Annotated in this window: 1 protein-coding gene; it reads left to right on the top strand. The window is 72.9% G+C overall.

Features of this window, described 5'->3' with window-relative positions; genetic code table 11:
- A partial coding sequence (locus ACTUAL_RS04385) for a DUF4832 domain-containing protein (RefSeq protein ID WP_440899350.1) occupies positions 1–1,420 on the top strand: 1,420 nt, incomplete at its 5' end.
- Between the last annotated feature and the right edge of the window lie 135 nt (positions 1,421–1,555).

The raw sequence follows: 1,555 nt of genomic DNA, 5'->3' as shown, positions 1-1,555 counted from the left end.
GGCGTGGACGCAGGTGCGGACCGTGCCGTTCACCTCCGCCTCGGGCGTCGCGCGGTGGACCGTCGAGCGGGCCGACCTCGGCGAGCAGGCGAGCCCGAACGACGTCGACGTGGTGTTCCAGGTCGAGGCCCCGGTGGAGACCTCGGCGAAGGTCACCCACACCTACACCGCGGGCGCGGGCGGCTCGGTCGCCTACCAGCCGTCGAGCGCGAACGTCCCCAACCCGGAACGCGGTCTGTACCACCACACCGGCGACTGCGACAAGGCCGACCTGTCCGCCGACGCGCTGCGCCGGTACCGCACCGAGCAGGGCATCACCCTCGCGATGTGCGTGTTCTACCTGGCCGAGCACCGCTCGTCCCCGATCGCCCAGACCGCCCTCGACCGCCTGCAGCGCCAGTTCGACGCCGCGCGGGTCGCGGGCGTGAAGCTGGTGCTGCGCTTCGCCTACACCGCGTCGGAGTCCGGCGAGGACGCGCCGAAGGACCGGGTCCTGGCGCACATCGACCAGCTCGCGCCGCTGCTGCGCGCGAACGCGGACGTGACCGCCGTGGTGCAGGCCGGGTTCGTCGGCGCGTGGGGCGAGTGGTACTACACCAAGAACTTCGGCAACGCGGGCGTCGTCTCCGCGACCGACCAGGCCAACCGCAAGGCGGTCGTGGACAAGCTCCTGACCGCGCTCCCGGCGGACCGGGCGGTGCAGCTGCGCACGCCGAAGTTCAAGCGCGCCCTGTACGCGGGCGGCAGCACCAGGATCGGCCACCACAACGACTGCTTCCTGGCCAGCGACACGGACTTCGGCACCTACGAGGACCCGGCGACCGAATACCCGTACCTGGAGGCGGAGACGCGGACGCTGCCGATGGGCGGCGAGACCTGCGCGGTGAACCCGCCCCGCACCGACTGCCCGACCGCGACCGCCGAGCTGTCCCGCTTCCACTGGACGTACCTGAACACCGACTACCAGCAGGACGTGCTGCGCGCGTGGTCGGCGCAGGGCTGCCTGGCGGAGGTCACGGCCAAGCTCGGCTACCGCTTCACCCTGCGCGACTCGGTGTTCCCCACGACGACCACCAGGGGCGCCGCGCTGCCCGTGCGGGTGAACCTGACCAACGACGGCTACGCCGCGGCGGTGAACCAGCGCACCGTGAACCTGGTGCTGCGCAACACCACCACCGGCGCCCTGACCCGCCTCCCGCTCACCGCGGACCCCCGGACCTGGCTGCCGGGCGCCCGCGCCATCGCGCAGGACGCCCAGATCCCGCCGTCGCTCGCGACGGGGCAGTACGCGCGCCGGCTGGAACGGGCCGACCCCGCCCTGCCGGGCCGCCCGGAGTGCTCGATCCAGACGGCGAACACCGGCCTGTGGGACGCGAGGACGGGGCTGAACGACCTGAAGCAGACCATCACGGTGTCGTAAGGCAGGCCGCGGGGCGCGGGTAATCGCTCGTGCGCGGAGCGCGCGGGCCGCTAGGGTGCGCCCCATGTCCGCCAGCCGGATCCAGTGAACCGGGACTCAGCCCAGCGCTAGAGCCCCGCCCACACTCGAATCCGG

The organism is Actinosynnema sp., from assembly GCF_052038725.1.
The sequence above is the reverse complement of the archived record's forward strand: the minus strand, read 5'-3'. Positions and strand labels throughout refer to the sequence as shown.